A 15,145-nucleotide genomic window follows, 5' to 3' on the forward strand; every position below is an offset into this window, starting at 1 on the left:
AGGACGTTATATGGCTCGCAAAACGCCAATCGAGCGCTACCGCAATATCGGTATCTCAGCACACATCGACGCAGGTAAAACCACCACCACCGAGCGTATTCTTTTCTATACCGGCATGAATCATAAGCTGGGAGAAGTGCATGACGGCGGTGCGACCACAGACTGGATGGCTCAGGAACAGGAGCGCGGCATCACTATTACCTCCGCCGCGGTGACCTGTTTCTGGCGCGGGATGGATCACTCGTTCGATGAGCATCGTATTAATATTATCGACACACCGGGGCACGTGGATTTCACCATTGAAGTGGAACGTTCCATGCGCGTTCTCGACGGCGCGGTGATGGTGTATGACGCCGTCGGCGGCGTGCAGCCTCAGTCTGAAACCGTGTGGCGTCAGGCGAATAAATACAAAGTGCCGCGCCTGGCTTTTGTGAACAAAATGGACCGTCAGGGTGCAGATTTCTTCCGCGTTCGCCAGATGATGGTGGACCGCCTGAAAGCCAATCCGATCCCGATCGTTATCCCGATCGGCAGCGAAGAGCATTTCACGGGCGTGGTGGATTTACGCAAAATGCGCGCCATTTTGTGGGATGACGAAACGCAGGGCATGACCTTCAGTTATGCACCGATCCCGGCGGAGTTACAGGCGCTGGCGGAAGAGTGGCGCGAGAAAATGGTGTCGGCAGCGGCAGAAGCCAATGACAGGCTGATGGATAAATATCTCGAAGAAGGCGCGCTCACCGAGGATGAGATCACCGAAGGTTTGCGCCTGCGTACCATCGCCGGTGAAATCCAGCCAATGCTGTGCGGCAGCGCGTTCAAGAATAAAGGCGTGCAGCGCATGCTCGACGCCGTGATCGAACTGATGCCTTCGCCGCTGGATATTCCGCCAATCGCGGGTACTGACGAAGACGGCAACGAGATATTTCGTCATTCCGATGACAGCGAGAAGTTCTCGGCGCTGGCGTTCAAACTGATGACTGACCCGTATGTCGGCCAGCTGACGTTTGTCCGGGTGTACTCAGGCGTGCTGAAAAAAGGCGACAGCGTATATAACCCGGTGCGCGGCAAGAAAGAGCGTATTGGCCGTATCGTGCAGATGCATGCTAATGACCGCATCGAGATCGACGAAATTCGTGCCGGTGATATCGCCGCCTGCGTGGGGCTGAAAGACGTGACAACCGGCGAAACGCTGTGCGACCCGTCTGACATTATTACGCTGGTGCGCATGGAGTTCCCGGATCCGGTGATCTCGCAGGCCATCGAGCCGAAAACCAAAGCCGACCAGGAGAGAATGGGCATTGCGCTGTCGCGGCTGGCGTCTGAAGACCCGTCGTTCCGTATCCGTACTGATGAGGAATCCGGGCAGACGATCATTTCCGGTATGGGGGAATTGCATCTGGAGATCATCGTCGACCGCATGAAACGTGAGTTTGGCGTGGAAGCTAACATCGGTAAACCGCAGGTCACGTACCGCGAAACGGTGCGTAAAACGGTGAAAGATGTGGACGGGAAATTTGTGCGTCAGTCCGGCGGTAAAGGCCAGTACGGCCACGTGGTGTTCACGCTTGAACCTCTGCCGGCAGGCACCGGTTTTGAGTTTGTGGATGCGACCAAAGGGGGCGTTGTTCCGCGTGAATTTATTCCTGCCGTTGAGAAAGGGGTAACAGAAGCGCTGAATAACGGCATTCTGGCGGGGTATCCGGTCGTCGACGTGAAAGTCACGCTGACGTTCGGGTCGTACCACGAGGTCGATTCCTCGGAAATGGCGTTCAAAATGGCGGCGATCTTTGGTTTCAAGGAAGCGGCCAAACGTGCGGACCCGGTGATTCTCGAACCGATGATGAAAGTGGAAGTGGAAACGCCGGAAGAGTATGCCGGTGGCGTGATGGGTGATTTGTCGTCACGTCGCGGCACGGTGCAGGGCATGGAAGAGATCGCGGGCGGCGGCGGTAAAATTATCAAAGCCGAAGTGCCATTGTCTGAAATGTTCGGTTATTCCACCGTTTTGCGGTCAATGTCGCAAGGCCGTGCAACCTACAGCATGGAGTTCAATCACTATGCCGAGGCACCGCGCAATGTCGCTGAAAACATCATTGCGTCGCGTGGTAAATAAGCGTTAAAACGTAAAAACTAAAAGGGTTCGGCAATGGATGCCGAACCCTTTTTTTTGGGGTTTTTAAAAAAATTAACCGACCAGTTTGCTGGTGATCGTGGCGACGTGTTTACCCTGATGCACGGCAATACGCAGCTCTTCGGCACTCGGCTGACGTGAGCCATCGCCACCGGCGATAGTGGTCGCGCCATAAGGCGTGCCGCCGCGAACCTGTGAAATATCGAACAATTCCGGGGTGGTGTAACCGATTGGCACGATGATCATGCCGTGATGGGCGAGGGTGGTCCAGGTCGACGTGATAGTCATTTCCTGACCGCCGCCGGTGCCAGTTGAGCTGAATACGCTGGCGACTTTGCCTGCCAGTGCGCCTTTGGCCCACAGGCCGCCGGTTTGATCAAGAAAGGTGCGCATCTGACCGGTCATGTTACCAAAGCGGGTTGGTGTGCCGAAAATGATGGCGTCGTAATCAGCGAGTTCTGCCGGAGAAGCAACGTCTGCCGTTTGACCGGTTTTGCCACCCGCAGCCTTAAACGCTTCTTCAGGCATGGTTTCAGGGACGCGTTTTATCGTGACTTCAACACCGGGTACGCTGCGTGCACCTTCGGCAACGCTTTGCGCCATCGTTTCAATATGACCATACATGGAATGATAGAGAACCAGTACTTTTGCCATTGTTAACTCCTGTTGAGGTGATGTTGTTACCGGATGGGGTGCAGACTTCTGGCCGGCAATTCGGGCGAAAATCTCGCTTAAAAATCCCACGTTAACTCCTGCGCCAGACTCAGCGTTGTGATGAGCAAGAGAGTTCATCGTCCGCGCATAAGGCGTGACTTACAAACGCAATTTTTTGAACAGACTCTTCAATTAATTAGGGCATGATGGCTTATTTATAGAGCCACTTATTCCCGGTAAGGTATGAATGGGACATCACTGCCTGACTTAAAATTTAGCATCGCCACTTGCTCTGCAATGCTTTACGGCATGCAGGTGCCGTAAATGTTAAACACCGTCCGGGCTCATTTAGCGGGAAAATTTTAATCATAAAGCCATCTTCCAGCCCGCGCAGATTCTGCGAGCATACGGAGTGTTAGCGGGGAAGGTTCAACACTCTTCACACGGCGAGATTTCGGAAGCAGGAAGTTAGGAATCATACCTTTCTCATCGGGCCAGTATTTCAGGAAATTAAACCCTGTCATGTCTGCACCAAAGGTCTTGGTATAACTTTCCATGATTTCTTCACCCGTCTCCCACACCCAGACATAACGCCCCGTGGTGAGGCTGGTGTCAATCGTGACAGGCCATTTCCCTGACTTGTTCCATCCTGCATTATACCAGTCAAGAATATCCTCATTACTTACCATAGGCGGTCTTTCTCATTGGCGATTGAGTTGTAACGGTTGGTGCTTTTCCAGACAATTTGGGAAATATCACTCGCCAGAATTATCACACCAAGGAAGGGAGTCCATCGTCCGACAAATGCACCAAGATTGCTGACATATGAGAATTTTAGGCGTTTTATACTCCCGGTGGTCAGGGTCGGCCACTGCTTCACCTCAGTCTTCAGCCACTGACGCAAATAGTAGCTCAGCGGTGAGGTCCCCTTGGTTGTCCCCATCGGCTTGGCGCGTGTAATCATGATTGGCTGGCCAAGTATGAACATCGCAAGCCCTGCTAAATCAGCCACGCCACCCCATATGAAAAGTAAGGTTATGTTAAAGCAAGCGGAGCGATATTCGCATGGTTAATTTGACTTAAGTTTGGTCTGGCGTAGGTGCAGTGCACCTAAGATAAACCGGGAGCAGCTTGTGTGCCGCTTTGAAGGGATTCAGATTCAGTAGGAGCGGGTGAATGAGCGAGCGGGCCTATGGGGCAAAACATATCCTCAAATCTCGCTAAAGTTCTTTGTTGGCGATTTTTGCTGATTCTAACCCACTTATGATAAGCAACGACGATGTCATCGAGTGTTACACCAATCCTTTCAACGGGTAGCTATGTGCGGGCAAGTGAAACGGGTGTTGAAATCTGGGATGGGGAGATTCGGGGCAGATCGCGCTGGATTCTATAACGGTAAGATTGAAAACAGATTTCAGCGCGATTTTATGCCGCGCTCATCCTCCTTACCTCAATTTAATACGTGTTTAAAATATCTGCCGTGCATTTTGCGCCGGTCACCTTTTCTATAAAGTGACACAGGCTCTTCGCTGCCTCGATTTTATCGTTATAAATCTTTGAGGTATGAATACCGGTCATGCTGGAAAAATGGTGAAAATGATTGAGTTTAATTAAACGCAGCGTCAGTTCTTCCACTTCAACTCTTTTCAGCCGGTAAACATACCCTTTGTCTTTCAGTGTATGCAGAAACAAAACGCCGGTAGACGAACGCTCTTTTCTGGTCAGGTCTATCACATGCATGGGAGCAAAACGTCCTTATTAATCCCTGCGGTCATTACCGCGCTGATCATTGTTCCAGCTGACTAACACGGATACTTCTTCAGGTTGCGCGATGAACTTACTCAGCGTCGCGGTATGCCCGTTATTCATGATCACCGAGACGGCGAAACCGGTGATCCCTTTGGACAGCGGCGTCTCCTCCACGCGCTGAAGCATCTTCAGGCAGGTAAGCTGCTGCTCCGGCGACAGATGTTTAAACTGATCGGTATGATGTCTTTTCATGTTGTCGCCCGACCGTAAATCTGACCGTTGCGCATCAGAACCAGCTTGTGTGTGCGCTTGTAATAAATCGCTGTGAAAATACCTTTGCGATAGACCTGAGCATCCGCGTTATCTTCATCAAGATATGCTGCAGTCCCTTCGATATACCCTTGCTTATCGCCGGGAAAGATTTTGATATCAATCCCCTTAATCTTCGCGTGAATGACTTTTTTCGTCGCCTGGCCGTACTGACTGGCGGCATTTTCCATGGCCTGCTTCAGTGCCGCATTTTGTATACCGGTCTGACGATTTTGCTCGGCGAGGTAACAGGTATCTTTTGAAATCCCCTGTGCCTGGCAGTTCGCCATTCTTGACGCCTGAGTGGAACAGCCCGCGAGCAACGTGATAGCTACAATGACAAAAATTTTTTTCATGTCAGTCTGCCTTTTCCTGAAGTGAGGCCAGCCCCGTGGGGCTGGCTGTTTAATGAGTTTAGAAGTTCCAGCCAATACCTGCGGAAGCACCGACACCGTTATTTGTGTCGCCGGTTACCGCTAATTTGGTCACTGTTTTTGCGGTGATATGGCCTGATACACCCACCGCAATGGCAGACTGATTACCATAAGTGCCCGCACCGGCACCGACCATGAAGTCAGAACCTGCTTCTACCTGTGGGATCCCGACAGCAGCGAGGGCGGACGCGGTGCCTGCATTAGCCTGATCTTTGTTGTCATCGACTTCAGATTTCAGGTCAGAGAACTTTTTATTGGTGTAATCATTTGCCTGGCTCAGCGTGTTGGCATCACCCACTGCGCGGCTGTGAGATTCAGCAAGGACTTCGGCGTGATCTTGTTCAGCGGCTGCGTTCAGCGCCGTGATTTGTTTATCGTAATAAGTTGAACGAACTTCTTGCTTAACCACCGGTTGCTGAGCCGGGGTTGAGGTGACTTCCTGAACTGTGGATGAGTTTGCAGCCCGTATTGGGGTTTTCTCAACAGTTGACTGTTCGGTCAACGTTGGAGCAACGGCCAGTTTTTGCGGCGTAGCCTGCGGGGTTGCCTGCGGCGTCAGCTGCTTGGTCAGGGTCGGCGCGACGGGCAGTTTTTGCGGCGTGGCCTGCGGAGTTGCCTGCGGCGTCAGCTGTGCGGTCAGGGTCGGTGCAACGGCCATTTTTTGCGGCGTGGCCTGCGGAGTTGCCTGCGGCGTCAGCTGCGCGGTCAGGGTCGGTGCGACGGCCATTTTTTGCGGCGTAGCCTGCGGGGTTGCCTGCGGCGTCAGCTGTGCGGTCAGGGTCGGCGCGACGGCCAGTTTTTGCGGCGTGGCCTGCGGGGTTGCCTGCGGCGTCAGCTGCGCGGTCAGGGTTGGTGCGACGGGCATTTTCTGCGGCGTAGCCTGCGGAGTTGCCTGCGGCGTCAACTGCGCGGTCAGGGTAGGTGCGACGGGCATTTTTTGCGGCGTAGCCTGCGGAGTTGCCTGCGGCGTCAGCTGCGCGGTCAGGGTCGGTGCGACGGCCATTTTTTGCGGCGTGGCCTGCGGGGTTGCCTGCGGCGTCAACTGCGCGGTCAGGGTAGGTGCGACGGGCATTTTTTGCGGCGTAGCCTGCGGCGTCAGCTGCGCGGTCAGGGTCGGCGCGACGGCCAGTTTTTGCGGCGTAGCCTGCGGGGTTGCCTGCGGCGTCAGCTGCGCGGTCAGGGTTGGCGCGACGGGCAGTTTTTGCGGCGTGGCCTGCGGGGTTGCCTGCGGCGTCAGCTGCGCGGTCAACGTTGGTGCAACAGGAAGTTTTTGCGGCGTGGCCTGCGAGGTTGCCTGCGGCGTCAGCTGCGCGGTCAGGGTCGGCGCGATGGCCAGTTTTTGCGGCGTAGCCTGCGGCGTCAGCTGCGCGGTCAGGGTCGGCGCGACGGCCAATTTTTGCGGCGTAGCCTGCGGGGTTGCCTGCGGCGTCAGCTGCGCGGTTAGGGTCGGTGCGACGGGCAGTTTTTGCGGCGTGGCCTGCGGAGTTGCCTGCGGCGTCAGCTGCGCGGTCAACGTTGGTGCAACAGGAAGTTTTTGCGGCGTAGCCTGCGGGGTTGCCTGCGGCGTCAGCTGCGCGGTCAGGGTTGGTGCGACTGCCAGTTTTTGCGGCGTGGCCTGCGGAGTTGCCTGCGGCGTCAGCTGCGCGGTCAGGGTCGGCGCGACGGCCATTTTTTGCGGCGTAGCCTGCGGCGTCAGCTGCGTGGTCAGGGTTGGTGCGACGGCCATTTTTTGCGGCGTGGCCTGTGGGGTTGCCTGCGGCGTCAGCTGTGCGGTCAGGGTCGGCGCGAGGGTCTGATTGTGAGGCGTGGCCTGCGGTTGTGCTGGCTGAATGATTTCCGGCGCTGACTGGTTTAATTTATCCCCAAGATCTAATAAGAGATTTTCATGGCCTTCGCTACGAAGCGCTTCCCGCACAGTGGCCTGTTCACTGGCGGTCATGTTTACCCACTTCGCTGTGAAATTTGAAAACCCCATATCGGTGTAGTCTTTCAACAAATCAGCATGTGCTGCAGAGGTCGCCGTCATCGTCATCACAACACCTGCCAGCACACGCCGGACTGTTGTTGCGGATACACCAAAATAGCGTGCCAATTCTGATTTATTACGGTTCCCCGCTGTGTAGGCAGCGATGATTTGAGTGTTGCGCTCTGTAACATGGGAATTCATAAGTTTTTTCCGACATTGAAATAAGTATCTGATAGCGACAAATAAGAAGCATTATCAGAACGCTCTTCTTGTCTCCCTATGAAAATCATACATGCCGTGAATGTGACTTTCTTCACACATTCACCATGCATTTGACTTATGTCAAGAAACGTAAACTTATAGCGCTACATGAATATGTTTCATGTAGCGCGTGTATTTGTCGCTATTGGGCGCTTTTTGTTGTGTCTGAGAGGGTAAAAACTAGGATTTTTCGTAGCGATTAGCGACGGCATGAAATCTCTACGAGATTCCTGTACAATGCGCAGGGTTATAAGAACTGGAGATAAGTGAATGGCAGATAACGCAAAAGAATTCCTGGACTATGTCCAGCGGCTCGGAATAGATCAGCCCGCGTTGTGTATTCTGCTTGGACTGCCACGCAGCACCCTGAATAAGTGGATTAACGGTACTGTTACCCAAATCCCACAGGTGGCCGTGACGGCAGTGAGAATGCTTTGGTTTATGCGCGAGAGTGATGAAGTGCTGTTTGAGAAGTGGGCAATGGTGCAGGATTTTGGTGTGACAGCGGATTACGCGGCCAATGATAAAGCACAGATGTTTTTGCATACCATCAGGCGGGAACCGAGTGCGCCGATTAAAAAATTACTCACGAAATAGATGTTGAATCTGACTTCGCAACGTTGTCAGAGACACATTAAATCAGGCGATTAACCCGTTCAGGGCCACGGAGTAATCGCCTTTTTTATCGTCCGATGTTTTAAACCACCACGTCGAAAATCATCTTAACCGGTTCGATATTGGTGAAGTTGGCCACATCCGCCACAAACTCCTCAGCGTGATCCTTCATAACTTTCTCAAAATCTTCTATCGAGCGGCAGTAAATGTGGCAGGCCGCGATAAATGGCGTATCTGCCGGAGCGCCATCCTGGATCTTGTCGATGGCATAGGAGTGGCAATACGCGCCCATCTTTTCTTTGATCAGCGGTAAATGCACATTGCGGTAGTACTCATGATCAAAGGTTCCGTTTTTGACATTTGGGTATAGCACACTGTATTTAATCATTTTTTATGAACCTTTTTGCAGGAATGAAAAACATATTTTAGCGTACACCCGCCGATCCCGCCGCGCCTTTTGTGCCCGGCGTCACACCCCGGCTGACGATGTACTACGCTTAAAAGATCTTAATTTCAGGGAGCTTACATGGGTTTTTTAGAATGGACTGCGGCGGTCGGCGGACTGCTGCTGGTTATGTCACTGGCATCAGGCTGGATTTCGCGTGCGCCTGTGACCACCTTTGGGGTGTATCTGGCAGCAGGCATCATCTGCGGCCCCTGGGTATTGGACTTATTACACGTTGACCTGGTGGAATACTCGACGCTCACCGCACGCTTTACCGAAATCGCCATGGCGGCTTCGCTGTTTATCACCGGTCTGAAATTGCGTTTGCCGTTCCGCTCGCAGAGCTGGCGGGTCGGTGTGCTGCTGGCTTTTCCGGCGATGTTGTTGACGGTGCTGAGTGTTACCGCGCTGGCCCACTATCTGGCAGGGATTTCCTGGCCGCTGGCTCTGGCGCTGGGGGCGATCATTGCGCCGACCGATCCGGTGCTGGCGAGCATGATTGCGGTGAATGATGCCAATGACGACGACGGATTACGCGTGGCGTTGTCCAGCGAAGCGGGGATGAACGACGGTTCTGCGTTACCCATTCTGATGCTGGCACTGATGCTGTTTACCGCGCAAGACGGCCTTTCATCGGCGGCACTGTGGGACTGGGCCTGGCGGGATGTGGTCTGGGCACTGATGGGCGGGCTGGCGATTGGTTACGCGATGGGACGGCTGGTCGGGTTGAGTGCGACGCGTTTCCACAGCCGCCAGCGTTCGGTGGCGCCGAGTGATTTTCTGGCGCTCGCGTTGATCGCACTGAGTTATGCCGTCGCGCAAAGTGTCGATGCCTCTGGTTTTCTGGCGGCATTTGCGGCAGGCGTCGGGTTACGCAGTGCGGAGTTACGTGTCTGGACGCTTAATCCGCCGGAAGATCTCACCGAAGGCACGCGCCCGCCGCCGGCAGAAGGGCTGGTTAATCCGCATCAGCGGCATTCCATGTCGGCGGAACGGCCTGCCAATTCTATCGGTCTGATGGTCGGAGACGCGCTCTCGTTTGGTGACACCATTGAAAGATTGTTCGCAGCCGGGATTGTCACGGTGCTGGGCATCACGCTTGCTGAACACTGGGAACCGATGGGGCTTGTCTTCGCAGCGCTGCTGTTTATCGTCATTCGTCCGCTGTCGGTGTACATCACGACTCTCGGCGTGAGCGTGCCGCGCGGGCGGCGGCTGATGATCGGCTGGTTTGGCATTCGCGGGATAGGCAGCATGAACTATATTGCTTACGCTTATACCCACGGGCTGAAGGGCGCAGAAGCCAGTTACATGACCAATATCGCGTTCACGGTCATTGTCGCCAGCGTGGTGATCCACGGCTTAACGGTTTCGCCGGTGATGCACTGGCGGCAGGCGAGGCGGGAGGCCGCGCAAGAACAGGAGTGATCGCCGCAGAAATACTTGCGGGATAAATAAAAACGGACGCTCAGTGGCGTCCGTTTTTATTTTACCGGTCTGACTCAGGCCGTCTGCTTTTTGCCGAGACTGAACATGAACAGCACGGCTGCTGAAAGCACCACCGAAGGACCGGCCGGTGTATCGTAAAATGCCGAAAGTGCCAGACCGGCCGTTACCGCCACAATCCCGATAGCCACCGCCACTGACGCCATCTGTTCCGGTGTTTTGGCAAAGCGGCGGGCCGTGGCGGCAGGGATGATCAGCAGTGAGGTGATGATCAGCGCACCGACGAATTTCATCGCCAGGCCTATTGTCAGCGCCGTCACCAGCATCAGAATCACCCGCGAGCGTTGCAGATTGACGCCATCGACGTGCGCCAGTTCCGGGCTGATGGTCATCGACAGCAACGAGCGCCATTGCCAGCACAGCACGGCGATCACCACCGCCACACCGCAGCCGATCATCCAGATATCGCTGTAAGTGACAGACAGCAAATCCCCGAAAAGATACGCCATCAGATCCACGCGAACGCCGGACATCAGGCTGACAACCACCAGGCCGAGTGACAACGCGCTGTGCGCCATAATGCCGAGCAGGGTATCCACCGCCAGATGCGGTTTACGTTCGAGCACAACCAGCACCAGCGCCAGCAGTAAGGTCACGGCAATCACGGTGTAAAACGGATTGATATTGAGCAGCAGACCAAACGCCACGCCGAGTAAAGACGCATGCGCCAGCGTGTCGCCAAAATAGGACATCCTGCGCCAGACCACGAAAGAGCCCAGCGGACCGGCGGCAATCGCCAGCAACACACCCGCCAGCCAGCCGGGTAATAATAGAGCGATCATGCGTCACGACCTCCGCTGTTGCGTAAAATGACTTTTCCCTTCAAATCGTGACGATGGTTGTGGTTATGGCGGTAAATCGCCAGTTGTTCCGCACCGCGGTTACCGAACATGGCAATAAATTCAGGGTGTGTGGACACCACTTCCGGGGATCCGGAGCAGCAGATGTGCTGATTGAGGCACAGCACTTCGTCCGTTTTCGCCATCACCAGATGCAGGTCATGCGACACCATCAGCACGGCGCAACCCAGCTCGCAGCGCAGGCTGTCGATCAGGTTATAAAGCGCCAGCTGACCGTTGACGTCAACGCCCTGAGTCGGTTCATCCAGCACCAGCAACTGCGGGCTGTTCATTAATGCCCGCGCCAGTAATACACGCTGATTCTCACCGCCGGACAGTTTTTGCATAGGCTGTTCCAGCAGGTGCGCTGCCTGAACGCGTTTCAGCGCAGGCAAAATGTCGGCTTTTTTAACGCCGGGCTTCAGACGCATAAAGCGGCTGACGGTCAGCGGCATGGTGGGATCAAGGTGAATTTTTTGCGGAACATAACCGATGCGCAGGTTGGGTTCGCAGGTCATGGTGCCCTCGGTTGGCGCAATCAGGCCAAGCACGACGCGCACTAACGTCGATTTCCCTGCGCCGTTCGGGCCAAGGAGGGTGAGGATTTTTCCCGGTTGTAACGCCAGCGAGATGTTAGACAGCACGCGGCGGGAACCGAAAGTGACCGAAATATTTTTAAGCGTTGCTAATGTGGGCATGTCATTGGGTCTTGCAGAACAAATCGGATGTTATAATATTGCGTTTCGCGAAAAATAACCAGTTTTCCCCCAACATGAAGATGAGTTCACCCCGCATGATACAGAAAAAAAGCGTTAAACGGATGTTCCTGGCTGCCGCAATCCTCAGTTCCACCGCGGCTTTCAGCGCGCAGGCCGCCGTTCTGGCGTCTGTTCGTCCACTGGGTTTTATCGCTTCAGCCATTGCGGAAGGTGTGACGCCAACGGAGGTGCTGCTGCCGGATGGCGCATCGCCACACGATTTTGCGCTGCGTCCTTCTGACATTCAGCGCATTCGCAGTGCGGATCTGGTGGTGTGGGTCGGGCCGGAAATGGAAGCTTTTATGACCAAGCCTGCCGCGCAGTTATCGGCGAACCGTCAGGTCGAAATTGCCACGCTGGCGGCGGTAAAACCGTTGCTGATGAAAGGCACGGATGATGACGAACATGACCACGATCACGGCACCGGGCATGACGATGAAGAGCATCATCACGGTGAATACAACATGCACGTCTGGCTGTCTCCGGAGATAGCTCGCGAGACGGCGATCGTGATCCATAACAAACTTCTCGAACTCATGCCGCAGAAAAAGCAACAATTAGATGCAAACTTGTCACGTTTTGAGGAAAGCCTGACAAAAACTGACAAAAATATTGGTACTATGCTGCAGCCTGTGCAGGGTAGGGGATATTTTGTTTTTCACGATGCTTATGGCTACTTTGAAAAACACTTCGGCCTTTCGCCACTTGGTCACTTTACGATCAATCCCGAAATTCAACCCGGCGCACAGCGTTTACATCTCATTCGAACTCAGTTGGTTGAGCAAAAAGCGACATGCGTTTTTGCTGAGCCACAATTCAGGCCAGCCGTCATATCGGCTGTTGCCCAGGGGACAACAGTGCGTATGGGCACATTGGATCCGCTGGGGAGCGGCGTTGCATTGGGTGCGGACAGCTACGTGAACTTCCTGTCACAGCTGACGAACCAATACCTGAGCTGCCTGAAGTAAGCTAAAAGGACAGAATTAAGTGCAGCTGATCGCCCGATCTATCGCTATGGCGTATAGCAACCTTCCCCGGCCCCACCGCATCATGCTGGGGTCGCTTACCGTTGTCACACTGGCCGTTGCCGTCTGGAGGCCGTTAGCCTATCACCCGGATAACGACCTCTCAGATACCCGACCTATTGTTAAAAGTATCGCCCTCGACCACGAACAGTTGCGTTCGCTGCTTCCCGAAGCCAGTGAGCCTATCGATCAAACTTCACCCGCTGAAGATGACATCCCACAGGATGATCTCGACGATAAAATCGTCAACGAAGCGGGCGTGCATGAATATGTGGTGTCCACCGGTGATACCCTCAGCAGCATCCTGAATCAGTACGGCATTGATATGTCCGAGATCGCGGCATTATCCGACGCCAACCGGGATTTGCGTAACCTGAAAATTGGTCAGCAAATCTCCTGGACCCTCAATGACGCCGGCGACTTACAGCGCCTGACGTGGGAGAAATCCCGCCGCGAAACCTACACCTTTGACCGCACAGGTAACGGCTTTAAATCTTCCCTCGAAACCCTGCAGGGCGACTGGAAAGACAGCGTCATTAAGGGGCGGCTGAACGGCAGTTTTGTCACCAGCGCCAAAGCCGCAGGGCTGAGCAGTTCTGAAGTCAGCGCCGTCATTAAAGCGCTGCAATGGCAGCTCGATTTCCGTAAATTACAGAAAGGTGATGATTTCGCCGTTCTGATGTCTCACGAAGTGCTGAACGGTAAAAATGAACAGAGCCAGCTGCAGGCGGTTCATATGCGCACCGGCGGTAAAGATTATTACGCGGTGCGTGCGGAAGACGGTAAGTTCTACGATCGTACCGGCAGCGGCCTGGCAAAAGGCTTCCTGCGTTTCCCGACCGGTAAGCAATATCGTGTGTCATCTAACTTCAATCCACGTCGTCTGAATCCGGTGACTGGCCGTGTGGCACCGCACCGTGGCGTCGATTTCGCCGTGCCGGTGGGAACGCCGGTGCTGGCCGTCGGTGATGGCGAAGTGGTTGTGGCCAAAAATGGCGGGGCGGCCGGTAACTATGTGGCGATCCGCCATGGCCGTCAGTACATGACCCGTTACATGCATCTGCGTAAGTTGCTGGTCAAACCGGGCCAGAAAGTGAAACGTGGCGATCGCATTGCGCTTTCAGGTAACACCGGACGTTCTACCGGTCCGCATTTGCATTTTGAAATGTGGATCAACCAGCTGGCCGTCAATCCCCTGACCGCCAAACTGCCTCGTACCGAAGGGCTGACCGGCAAAGATCGCAGTACCTATCTGGCCACCGTTCGCGAAGTCGTGCCGCAACTCAAGCTGGACTGATTATTCAGGATCCTGCCCCCGTGCTACATGCTGACGTGCAGTGATTTATTGCAAAATAAATCACTGCACTTATCATTAAGCCAGAATTTGTCATAAGAGCCTGAGTATGCAGCCAGAAAAAGAAAAACGAACGCCTGTTGAATTTATTCCGCAATTTCAGAAAGCCTTTTACCATCCGCGTTACTGGGGCGTCTGGCTGGGCGTCGGTGCGATGGCCGGTATGGCATACGTGCCTGCCAAAATACGTGATCCGATTTTAGGCAGTCTTGGCCGCCTGGCCGGGAAATTCGCCAAAGGTGCGCGCCGCCGTGCGCAAATCAACCTGTTGTATTGCCTGCCAGACACACCGGAAGCCGAGCGTGAACACATCATTGATGAAATGTTTGCCGCCGCACCGCAGTCGATGGTGATGATGGCTGAGCTGGCGCTGCGTGACCCGAAAAAAATCATGGATCGCGTTCACTGGCACGGTAAAGAAATCATCGACCAGATGCAGGCCGCGGGCAAAAACGTGATTTTCCTGGTGCCCCATGGCTGGGCCGTGGATATCCCGGCGATGCTGATGGCGGCAAGTGGTCAGCCGATGGCGGCCATGTTCCACAATCAAAAAAATCCGCTGACCGACTATTTATGGAATACCGTGCGCCGTCGTTTTGGCGGCAGAATGCACGCCCGCAACGACGGCATTAAACCCTTCATCAGTTCAGTGCGACAGGGATACTGGGGCTACTATCTGCCCGATCAGGATCACGGTGCGGAGCACAGCGAGTTTGTCGATTTCTTTGCGACCTATAAAGCCACGCTGCCCGCCGTCGGCAGGCTGATGAAAGTGTGTCGCGCGGCTATCGTGCCGCTGTTCCCGGTGTATAACGGCCACGAGCAACGGCTCGATATCTTTGTGCGCCCGCCGATGGACGATCTGGCCACCGCCGATGACGTCACCATTGCGCGCCGGATGAATGAAGAAGTGGAATTGCTGGTGGGGCCGAATCCTGAGCAATACACCTGGATCCTTAAACTGCTAAAAACCCGTAAACCGGGCGAGCCGGAACCTTATTCCCGCAAAGAGCTTTTCCCGAAAAAATAACGGTGAAAGAAAAACAAAAAGGCTGAGTGTTAAACCTCAGCCTTTTGCTTTTTAGGCAATCCTGGT

The 15,145-nt window shown here is 54.4% G+C and carries 15 protein-coding genes and 1 pseudogene; 6 read left to right on the forward strand and 10 right to left on the reverse strand.

Features of this window, described 5'->3' with window-relative positions; translation table 11 throughout:
* Nucleotides 1–10: 10 nt before the first annotated feature.
* Nucleotides 11–2,116, forward strand: coding sequence for an elongation factor G (gene fusA / locus J1779_RS07570; protein WP_056769966.1), 2,106 nt, complete (start codon nt 11–13; stop codon nt 2,114–2,116).
* Nucleotides 2,117–2,188: 72 nt separating this feature from the next.
* On the opposite strand, the gene wrbA is transcribed toward fusA, so the two are convergent.
* From wrbA to J1779_RS07605, 7 genes and pseudogenes are all read right to left on the reverse strand, one after another.
* Nucleotides 2,189–2,788, reverse strand: a complete 600-nt coding sequence (gene wrbA / locus J1779_RS07575) for an NAD(P)H:quinone oxidoreductase (protein WP_136374854.1) — start codon at nt 2,786–2,788, stop codon at nt 2,189–2,191.
* Between the two features lie 362 nt (nt 2,789–3,150).
* Complete coding sequence (locus J1779_RS07580; protein ID WP_217203364.1) at nt 3,151–3,477, reverse strand: DUF1493 family protein; 327 nt, start codon at nt 3,475–3,477, stop codon at nt 3,151–3,153.
* Nucleotides 3,471–3,803: pseudogene (locus tag J1779_RS07585) on the reverse strand (STM2901 family protein); the annotation flags it as partial. The pseudogene J1779_RS07585 and the gene J1779_RS07580, both read right to left, overlap by 7 nt.
* 440 nt (nt 3,804–4,243) lie before the next feature.
* Nucleotides 4,244–4,528, reverse strand: a complete 285-nt coding sequence (locus tag J1779_RS07590; RefSeq protein WP_217203367.1) for a hypothetical protein — start codon at nt 4,526–4,528, stop codon at nt 4,244–4,246.
* 18 nt (nt 4,529–4,546) lie between these two features.
* Nucleotides 4,547–4,789 (reverse strand): hypothetical protein, encoded by a 243-nt coding sequence (locus J1779_RS07595; protein ID WP_217203369.1) that lies wholly within the window; start codon nt 4,787–4,789, stop codon nt 4,547–4,549.
* Complete coding sequence (locus tag J1779_RS07600; protein ID WP_056769980.1) at nt 4,786–5,202, reverse strand: hypothetical protein; 417 nt, start codon at nt 5,200–5,202, stop codon at nt 4,786–4,788. Before J1779_RS07600 ends, J1779_RS07595 begins: the two co-directional genes overlap by 4 nt.
* 58 nt (nt 5,203–5,260) lie before the next feature.
* Complete coding sequence (locus tag J1779_RS07605; RefSeq protein ID WP_217203371.1) at nt 5,261–7,312, reverse strand: YadA C-terminal domain-containing protein; 2,052 nt, start codon at nt 7,310–7,312, stop codon at nt 5,261–5,263.
* A 465-nt stretch (nt 7,313–7,777) separates the two neighbouring features.
* On the opposite strand from J1779_RS07605, the gene J1779_RS07610 reads away from it, so the two are divergent.
* Nucleotides 7,778–8,104 carry a hypothetical protein gene (locus tag J1779_RS07610; protein WP_056769987.1) on the forward strand — a complete coding sequence of 109 codons (327 nt, stop codon included), beginning with the start codon at nt 7,778–7,780 and terminating at the stop codon, nt 8,102–8,104.
* A 100-nt stretch (nt 8,105–8,204) separates the two neighbouring features.
* Here the strand turns inward: J1779_RS07610 and J1779_RS07615 are convergent, their stop codons facing one another.
* Nucleotides 8,205–8,510: an EthD family reductase gene (locus tag J1779_RS07615; protein WP_217203373.1), complete on the reverse strand. Its 306-nt coding sequence runs from the start codon at nt 8,508–8,510 to the stop codon at nt 8,205–8,207.
* A 138-nt stretch (nt 8,511–8,648) separates the two neighbouring features.
* Here J1779_RS07615 and J1779_RS07620 point away from each other — a divergent pair, with 138 nt between their 5' ends.
* Nucleotides 8,649–9,995 carry a cation:proton antiporter gene (locus J1779_RS07620; protein WP_217203375.1) on the forward strand — a complete coding sequence of 449 codons (1,347 nt, stop codon included), beginning with the start codon at nt 8,649–8,651 and terminating at the stop codon, nt 9,993–9,995.
* 74 nt (nt 9,996–10,069) lie between these two features.
* On the opposite strand, the gene znuB is transcribed toward J1779_RS07620, so the two are convergent.
* Both znuB and znuC read right to left on the reverse strand, forming a co-directional pair.
* A complete protein-coding gene (gene znuB, locus J1779_RS07625) occupies nt 10,070–10,855 on the reverse strand; it encodes a zinc ABC transporter permease subunit ZnuB (RefSeq protein ID WP_056769994.1) in 786 nt (261 codons plus the stop codon).
* Nucleotides 10,852–11,610, reverse strand: coding sequence for a zinc ABC transporter ATP-binding protein ZnuC (znuC, locus tag J1779_RS07630; RefSeq protein WP_056769997.1), 759 nt, complete (start codon nt 11,608–11,610; stop codon nt 10,852–10,854). Before znuC ends, znuB begins: the two co-directional genes overlap by 4 nt.
* Before the next feature lie 95 nt (nt 11,611–11,705).
* On the opposite strand from znuC, the gene znuA reads away from it, so the two are divergent.
* From znuA to lpxM, 3 genes are all read left to right on the forward strand, one after another.
* The gene (gene znuA / locus J1779_RS07635; protein ID WP_217203377.1) at nt 11,706–12,638 is read left to right on the forward strand and encodes a zinc ABC transporter substrate-binding protein ZnuA; all 933 of its coding nucleotides are present in this window, start codon (nt 11,706–11,708) and stop codon (nt 12,636–12,638) included.
* Nucleotides 12,639–12,657: 19 nt separating this feature from the next.
* Nucleotides 12,658–13,992 carry a murein DD-endopeptidase MepM gene (gene mepM / locus J1779_RS07640; protein WP_217203379.1) on the forward strand — a complete coding sequence of 445 codons (1,335 nt, stop codon included), beginning with the start codon at nt 12,658–12,660 and terminating at the stop codon, nt 13,990–13,992.
* A gap of 106 nt (nt 13,993–14,098) precedes the next feature.
* On the forward strand, nt 14,099–15,079 hold the full coding sequence (gene lpxM / locus J1779_RS07645; RefSeq protein WP_122095105.1) for a lauroyl-Kdo(2)-lipid IV(A) myristoyltransferase: 981 nt from the start codon (nt 14,099–14,101) through the stop codon (nt 15,077–15,079).
* Nucleotides 15,080–15,145 lie beyond the last annotated feature (66 nt).

This window comes from Rahnella rivi (assembly GCF_019049655.1).
Lineage (GTDB): Bacteria > Pseudomonadota > Gammaproteobacteria > Enterobacterales > Enterobacteriaceae > Rahnella > Rahnella rivi.

What these genes read in the sequence shown, in the direction of transcription:
- J1779_RS07610 (WP_056769987.1), top strand. Translation starts at nt 7,778, where the DNA reads ATGGCAGATAACGCAAAAGAATTCCTGGACTATGTCCAGCGGCTCGGA.
- J1779_RS07620 (WP_217203375.1), top strand. Translation starts at nt 8,649, where the DNA reads ATGGGTTTTTTAGAATGGACTGCGGCGGTCGGCGGACTGCTGCTGGTT.
- J1779_RS07595 (WP_217203369.1), bottom strand. Translation starts at nt 4,789, where the DNA reads ATGAAAAGACATCATACCGATCAGTTTAAACATCTGTCGCCGGAGCAG.
- lpxM (WP_122095105.1), top strand. Translation starts at nt 14,099, where the DNA reads ATGCAGCCAGAAAAAGAAAAACGAACGCCTGTTGAATTTATTCCGCAA.
- J1779_RS07580 (WP_217203364.1), bottom strand. Translation starts at nt 3,477, where the DNA reads ATGGTAAGTAATGAGGATATTCTTGACTGGTATAATGCAGGATGGAAC.
- znuA (WP_217203377.1), top strand. Translation starts at nt 11,706, where the DNA reads ATGATACAGAAAAAAAGCGTTAAACGGATGTTCCTGGCTGCCGCAATC.
- fusA (WP_056769966.1), top strand. Translation starts at nt 11, where the DNA reads ATGGCTCGCAAAACGCCAATCGAGCGCTACCGCAATATCGGTATCTCA.
- znuB (WP_056769994.1), bottom strand. Translation starts at nt 10,855, where the DNA reads ATGATCGCTCTATTATTACCCGGCTGGCTGGCGGGTGTGTTGCTGGCG.
- J1779_RS07600 (WP_056769980.1), bottom strand. Translation starts at nt 5,202, where the DNA reads ATGAAAAAAATTTTTGTCATTGTAGCTATCACGTTGCTCGCGGGCTGT.
- znuC (WP_056769997.1), bottom strand. Translation starts at nt 11,610, where the DNA reads ATGCCCACATTAGCAACGCTTAAAAATATTTCGGTCACTTTCGGTTCC.
- J1779_RS07590 (WP_217203367.1), bottom strand. Translation starts at nt 4,528, where the DNA reads ATGCATGTGATAGACCTGACCAGAAAAGAGCGTTCGTCTACCGGCGTT.
- wrbA (WP_136374854.1), bottom strand. Translation starts at nt 2,788, where the DNA reads ATGGCAAAAGTACTGGTTCTCTATCATTCCATGTATGGTCATATTGAA.
- J1779_RS07615 (WP_217203373.1), bottom strand. Translation starts at nt 8,510, where the DNA reads ATGATTAAATACAGTGTGCTATACCCAAATGTCAAAAACGGAACCTTT.
- J1779_RS07605 (WP_217203371.1), bottom strand. Translation starts at nt 7,312, where the DNA reads ATGACGATGACGGCGACCTCTGCAGCACATGCTGATTTGTTGAAAGAC.